Source organism: Streptomyces sp. SID3343 (assembly GCF_009865215.1).
GTDB lineage: Bacteria > Actinomycetota > Actinomycetes > Streptomycetales > Streptomycetaceae > Embleya.
In genome coordinates this window covers 1-6,440 of the sequence record NZ_WWJX01000427.1, presented here as the reverse complement: position 1 = coordinate 6,440, position 6,440 = coordinate 1, and the positions used below count along the sequence as shown (strand labels likewise).

The window sequence follows — 6,440 nt, the reverse complement described above, 5'->3', positions numbered from 1 at the left end:
GCCGAGACCCCCGCGCCGCCTGCCGCGGCCGACGCCGCCGCGGAAACGATGCAGCTCGCCAAGGTCGGCGAAGCGCTGATCCCGCGCATCGACGACAGCGACGACCGGCACGACGGATACGACGTGTACGTCCCTCCGCCGCCGCCGCGTCAGGCCGGCGCCGGGTGGCTGCTGGTGGCGGCCCTGGTGGCGATCGCGCTCGTGGGCGGTCTGCTCGCGGGCGTCGCGTACCAGCGCGGCCGTGACGACGACGAGCGCTCCGAAGGGAGTTCGTCGAGTTCGCGGACGCCCACGCCGGCCCCCGGCGACCCGCTCGCGGTGTTCGCGTCGAGCGTGCGCATCGGCGCGTGTGTGGACTTCGCCACCGACGGCTCGCCCGATTGGCAGCCGAGCGCGCCGCGTGACGTCCCGTGTGAGGACCCGGCGGCGCGCCAACGAGTGTTGGCGCGAACCGCCGCCGTGGGGGGCGCCGAGGACTGCATGAACACCGACGGCCGCAGCCGTTGGCAACCGCGTCCGGGCGGCGCGGCGCTGTGCCTGGAGCGGGTGTTCCACGCCGACGAGTGCGTGCCGGCCGACGTCCGCGGCGACCGCCGGTTCGCCTACCTCGCCTATCTGGTGCCGTGCCAGGGCCCGTTGCCCAAGGACCGCGCGGCCAGGCTTCGGATAGACGAGATCAGACCCCTTCCGGCCCCGAACACCACCGGCTGCCCGTCCCGTTCACCGGTGTACTACCCGCTGCCCTCGCGCGGCCAGGAACTGTGCATGTCGATGGTGCCGTAGGACTTCGACGCACGAACGATGTCGGAGTCGGTGGGCGCGCGCTTTCGGTGGTCCCGACTCCGAGATCGTGCGTTCGGTCCTCAGCCGGCCAGGTCGGCGAGGAGCTTGAGGGCGTCCCGGTTGCGAGTGGTGACGATCATGTCCGTGACGTGCGGGTCCGCGGCCCAGTCCCGGAAGCGTTCGCGGATGCGGTCGGCGGGGCCGACCAGGGCGATCTCGTCGACGAAGGCGCTGGGAACCGCGGCGATCGCGGCGTCGCGGTCGCCGGCCATGAACAGCTCCTGGATCCGGTCGGCCTCCTCGGCGTAGCCGAAGTGCCGCATCAGGTCCGCGTGGAAGTTCTTGTTCTTGGCGCCCATGCCGCCGACGTAGAAGCCCATCGCGGCCTTGATCGGATACATCGCCTGCTCGACGTCGTCGCCGAGCGCGACCTGCACCATCGGCGCGATCCGGAAGCCCTCGGGCTTGTCGCGCAGCGCGTCCGCGTACACCTCCGGTCGGGTCGGCGCCCAGTGCAACGGCAGCCATCCGTCGGCGATTTGCGTGGTCAGGTGCACGTTCTTCGGGCCTTCGGCGCCCAGGAAGATCGGCAGGTTCGCGCGCAGCGGGTGGGTGATCGACTTGAGCGACTTGCCCAAGCCGGTGCCGTCCTCGCCCGTGTACGGGTGTTGCGCGTAGCGGCCCTCGGCCACGACCGGGCCCTCGCGGCGCAGGACCTGGCGGATCACGTCGACGTACTCGCGCGTGAAGGTCAGCGGGCTCTTGGGAAACGGCCGACCGTACCAACCCTCGACCACCTGCGGACCGGACAGACCCAGGCCCAACATCACGCGCCCGCCGGAGAGGTGATCGAGCGTCAGCGCGTGCATCGCGGTCGCGGTGGGGGTGCGCGCGGTCATCTGGGTGACCGCCGTACCGAGCCCGATCCGCGACGTGTTGGCCGCGATCCAGGTCAGCGGCGTGAACGCGTCCGAACCCCAGGACTCGGCGGTCCAGACCGCGTCGAAGCCGAGTCGCTCGGCCTCCTGCGCGAGTTCGACGAAGTCGGCGGACGGGCCGCGGCCCCAGTACCCGAACGTCAGACCCAGCCTCATGGCGCTACCTCCACGGAGTTGCTCGGAGCTTCACAGGGAATCGCCATCGCAGGGTAGAACACGTTTTAGTTATGGGGGAGGCCGCCCCCGGTGTGACGCCGACCCGGTGCGACGCCGACCCGCTGCGGCGCCTGCCCCGCCGCGCAGGACGCGGACACGCCGAAGGGGCGCCGTCCACACGTGTGGACGACGCCCCTTCCGCGGCTACCCGATCGTTCGGTGTCGCCGATTCCTCGGGAGTACGCGCGCTACGAGCGCTGGATGCCGATCGTGTTCTGCAGCACGCCGCGCACGTTGTCGACCTCGACCAGCAGGCCACCCGGGTGCTCGGCCACCGCCAGGTACCAGACGCCCGTGTTCAGGACGCCCTTCTCCTGGTTGGTGTGTTCGTCCAGCATGGGACGCGACTCCGGCACGGAGAACCAGAACGGCTGGAACGGCGCGCGGGCTCCACCGGGCGGGGTGCCCGGGTTGGGCTGCTGCAGGCCGCCCTGGGGACCCTGCGGGCCCTGGGGGCCGGGGCCCTGCGGGCCGGGACCACCGAAGCCGGCCTGGGGACCCTGGGGGCCCTGCGGGCCGGGGCCGCCGAAGCCGCCCTGGGGAGCGCCCTGCGGGTTGCCGTAGCCCTGCGGACCACCGGGCTGCTGCTGGCCGCCGTAGGGCGCGCCGCCGTACGGCTGCTGACCCTGCGGGGCGCCGTACTGGCCCTGCGGGCCACCCTGCGGTCCCTGCGGACGCGGGCCGCCCGCGCCCAGCAGCGGTGCCTGGAAGACGGGCACCACGGTGGTGGCGATCACGAAGCCGCTGAGGACGATCGAGAAGAGGATGACGAAGATGCCGCCGACCTTCATCTCCAGGCCCTCGGTGGCCGCGCCGAACGACCACAGCGCGTTGATCGGCGTGACCACCGCGAGCGGCAGCGCCCACTGACGTGCCGTCAGACCGAGGATCTGTCGGTCCGTCAACTGCGGGAGAATCCCGCCGAGGACGAACAACACACCCGTGAGAATCGGAATGAGCACGACAGCCGAGGCGATCGGTGCGACCTGGCCGGACCAGCTGTTCCAGGACAGGTCGCCGAACGAACGGCCGTCCTTGACGCCCATGAAATCCAGGAATGAAAAGATGAAGATGAGCAGCGCGGCGACCCCGATGACCGCGTCGCCACGCGAGAGCTTTTTGACGTCCACTGATACTCCTCCCGAGGGGGATGGGCGCCGACAGCGTACGGGGGCCACCCAAGTCGTGCCACCGACGTAGCCCCCGCGCGTCACCGGTGCATTGGTCCGGGACACTGTGCCAGACCGTGCGGCCATTCGTGTCCCGACCCCACTCGCCGCGCCGCGAACGGACATTTTGTCGGATCTCCGTCCGAGGCTATTCGCCTCGCTGAATTCCCGTCAGATCACGCAACACGCCTTGTAGGCCGTCGATGTCGATGACGATCCCGTCGTCCTGTCGACCGACCGCGAGATACCAGACGCCGGGGTGCAGCGTCGCGATCGCGTCGCCGGCGTGATCGGCCGGCTGGAGCGCCCGCGGTTCGGGGACCGCGAGCCAGTACTGCTCGAACGTGCCGGGATCGGTGCTTTGTCCGGACTGTTCGGACAGCGGCTCGGGGGTGTGCACCGCCGGTTGCCCCTGACCCGGAGTGTCCGGCTTGTACAGCACCGGCGGCTGGACCACGGGCGGTTGGGCCATCGGCGGCGTGCGCGGCGGCGGAGTGCTGCCGGGCGGGCCGTACACGGGTGGCGCGACGGGTGGCGGAACCGCGAACCCGCCGGTCCCGGGCGGACCGGGCGGATAGCCGCCGGGGGCGCCGGGGAAGCCGCCACCGGGATAGCCCTGCCACGCGTTCGACCGCGGCTTCACCAGCGGCGCGGCCAGCCCGCTGATCCGGTCGCTCACGAGCAACGACAGCGCCTGGAGCACGGCGAAGCCGGCGAGCCCCCAGGCGCCCCAGGCGTGCCCGGCGTCGATGGTCACGCCGGTGCCGCCGTCGGCGCGCGCGATCTGCTCGGCGGTCCTGGCCAGCTTCTCGTAGCCGCCGTCCGCGCCGAGTACGGCCCAGACCGCGCTCCACGCCGACGCCGCGCCCAGCGCGATCCCCCACTGGTGGAACGAGAGTCCGCCGAACCGGACCTCGGTCGGCTGCTGCGCGCCACCGCGGATCGCGAACCGCCCGACCAGCAGCAGCACGAACGAGATCGAGGACAGCAGCACGACCGCCGGTGCGAGCGGCCAGAAGTCGGTGATCCACGCCGAGTAGTCGGTGGTGCCTTCCGTGAGCCTGGGGTAGTTGTCGCCCTTGGCGGTCACCGAGTACCACGGGAGAAACGAGAAGACCAGAACTCCGATCGCCGCGATCGCGACGATCAGATCACCTCGGGTGACACCCTTGCGTGGCATCGTGCTCCTCCCTGACGGGTCTTTCGAACTGCCCGGGCGGACCTTCGGTCGGCGCCGCCCGAGACGATGCCGGTGCGGTCGCCCGCACCGGCATCGCTGCCTGACGTACCGTCATTCTCCGCGTTGGATCCCCGAGACATCGCTCAGGACCCCTCGGACGCCGTCCGCCTCGACCAGGACACCGCCCGGGTGCGGGGCCACGGCGAGGTACCACTGCCCCGTCTCCAGCGTGGCGACCGGGGTCTTGTCCAGGCCCTCCGACGGCGCCAACGCGCGCGCCTCGGGCACCGCGAACCAGAACTGGGCGAACTCCTGCGCGTCGGAGCCCACTCCGAGGGGCGCCGCAGGTGCGGCGGCGTTCGAGGACCCGGTCGGAGCCTGCTGCGGGACGTGCGCGGGTACGCCCGCCATCGGTGCGCCGGGAGCGGGAGCCCCCGGGTAGGCCCCGGGCGGCGGGTAGGCGCCGCTCACGTTCGGCGGCGGGTAGCCACCGGTCGCGTTCGGCGGTGGCAGGTAGCCCCACTGCTGCTGCGGTACCGGGCTGAACAGCGGTGCGGCCAGGCCCGGCATGCGGTCGCCGACGATCAGGAACAGCGCCGCGACGAGGCCGCAGACCATCATCAGCCACGCGAACACGGTGGGGCCCGAGTCGACCCCGGCCCGGGAGGGGGCGATCTCTTCGAGCAGATCGCCGATCGCACCGCCGGCGCCGAACGGGGCGAAGAAGCCGCTGATCGCGCCGGTGACGCCGAACGCGATCGCCCACTGACGCAGGGCCAGACCGAGCACCGGCCGGTCGGGCTGCGCGACGAACCGACCGATGACGGCGAGCACCAGGGCCAGAGCCGGGACGAGGACCACCGCCGGCATCAACGGAAAGAAGTTCACCGTCCAGGCGTTCCAGCCCTTGGTGCTCGTGTTGCCGCTGCTGAACATGTCGCCGTCGTCGCTGCTCGAACCGCGTTCGGTCAAACTGATTTCGTAGTAATTGAAGAACGAGAAGATGAAGATCAGGACGACCGCGAGGATGACGATCGCGTCGCCCCTCGTGATCCCTTTCCGGTTCAACGTTTCTCCCAGGAGGCTCGGAGGGGGACGTCACCCGGCGGCGCGGATGACGCCGGGAGTGGTACGTGGTGCGTGCGACCGATGCGTGGGACGTGGTGCCGGTGGCTCGACCCCGACCCCGATCCCGACCCCGATCGCGCGACGCGAGTGGCGGTCGGTGCGCCGCCCGGGAACGACCCGGTGGTCGACGACGCGCGGGCGCGTCGCATACCGGTGAATCGTCCGCGGCGCGCGAAGGCGCCGGCGACAACCGGAGACGACCTTAGGGGACAAGCGATCGCGGGCTCACGTCCCCTTCTGTAGATAGGCCGTGATCCCGGCGGCGATGCCGGACGCGGCGCGCTCGCGCCACGCCGGATCGGTCATCAGCGCGGCGTCCGAGGAGTTGCGCATGTTGGCGCACTCGATGAAGACCTTGGGCCGGGTCGACAGGTTCAACCCGCCGAGATCGCTGCGGGTGACCAGGCCGTCGGCGGTGTCGAGGTAGGTGGCGGGGCGAGAGTCGGTGGCCAGGCCGAACGCTTTCGCGACCGACGTGCCCAGGTCGCGCGAGGGTGCCACGATCGGCGCCGTGTCGGCGTTCTTCGCCTGCACGAGGGCGGGCAGGATGACGTGGAAGCCCCGCCCGCTCGCGGGGCCGCCGTCGGCGTGGATCGACACGACCGCGTCGGCGTTCGCCGTGTTGCCCTTGGCCGCGCGCTCGTTCACGCACGGTCCCCACGCGTCGCTCTCCCACGTGTACACCACCGTCGCGCCCTGCTGTTCCAGGAGCTTGCGGGCGCGAGCGGCGAGGTCGAGGGTGAACTCGGCCTCGGTGTAGCCCTTGTTGGTCTCGGTGCCGGTGGTGTCGCACTCCTTGGTCATCCCGCCCGCGTCCACCTGCTTGTCGATCTCGCGAGAGTGTTTGCCGTTGCCGGGGTTGTGGCCCGGGTCGAGCACGACGACGCGGCCCGAGAGCGGGAGGTTGCCGGCGCCGGTGCGCGGGGGCGGAACAGGCGCGCGAGTGGGCGCCTTCGACGTGCTGCCGGCGGACGTCGGGGGCTCGGTGCGCGGCGGTGAGGACGGGGGTGGCGACACCGCAGGCGA

General features: G+C 71.5%; 6 protein-coding genes. 1 reads left to right on the top strand and 5 read right to left on the bottom strand.

Annotation, left to right across the window (positions count from 1 at the left end):
- Window positions 1-783, top strand: a 783-nt coding sequence (locus GT354_RS14030; protein ID WP_237534814.1) for a hypothetical protein, incomplete at its 5' end; no start/stop codon positions are given.
- 80 nt (window positions 784-863) lie between these two features.
- On the opposite strand, the gene GT354_RS14025 is transcribed toward GT354_RS14030, so the two are convergent.
- From GT354_RS14025 to GT354_RS14005, 5 genes are all read right to left on the bottom strand, one after another.
- Window positions 864-1,877: an LLM class F420-dependent oxidoreductase gene (locus GT354_RS14025; RefSeq protein WP_161356643.1), complete on the bottom strand. Its 1,014-nt coding sequence runs from the start codon at window positions 1,875-1,877 to the stop codon at window positions 864-866.
- Between the two features lie 248 nt (window positions 1,878-2,125).
- Entirely contained in the window at window positions 2,126-3,067 is a 942-nt protein-coding gene (locus GT354_RS14020) for a hypothetical protein (RefSeq protein WP_161356642.1), read from the bottom strand.
- Window positions 3,068-3,254: 187 nt separating this feature from the next.
- Window positions 3,255-4,286 carry a hypothetical protein gene (locus tag GT354_RS14015; protein WP_161356641.1) on the bottom strand — a complete coding sequence of 344 codons (1,032 nt, stop codon included), beginning with the start codon at window positions 4,284-4,286 and terminating at the stop codon, window positions 3,255-3,257.
- 111 nt (window positions 4,287-4,397) lie between these two features.
- Window positions 4,398-5,354, bottom strand: a complete 957-nt coding sequence (locus tag GT354_RS14010; RefSeq protein ID WP_161356640.1) for a hypothetical protein — start codon at window positions 5,352-5,354, stop codon at window positions 4,398-4,400.
- Window positions 5,355-5,639: 285 nt separating this feature from the next.
- Window positions 5,640-6,431, bottom strand: a complete 792-nt coding sequence (locus tag GT354_RS14005; protein ID WP_346012021.1) for an N-acetylmuramoyl-L-alanine amidase — start codon at window positions 6,429-6,431, stop codon at window positions 5,640-5,642.
- Window positions 6,432-6,440: the final 9 nt, after the last annotated feature.

Bases quoted from the DNA above. Each gene is read 5' to 3' on its own strand.
- GT354_RS14025 (WP_161356643.1), bottom strand. From the start codon at position 1,877: ATGAGGCTGGGTCTGACGTTCGGGTACTGGGGCCGCGGCCCGTCCGCC.
- GT354_RS14015 (WP_161356641.1), bottom strand. From the start codon at position 4,286: ATGCCACGCAAGGGTGTCACCCGAGGTGATCTGATCGTCGCGATCGCG.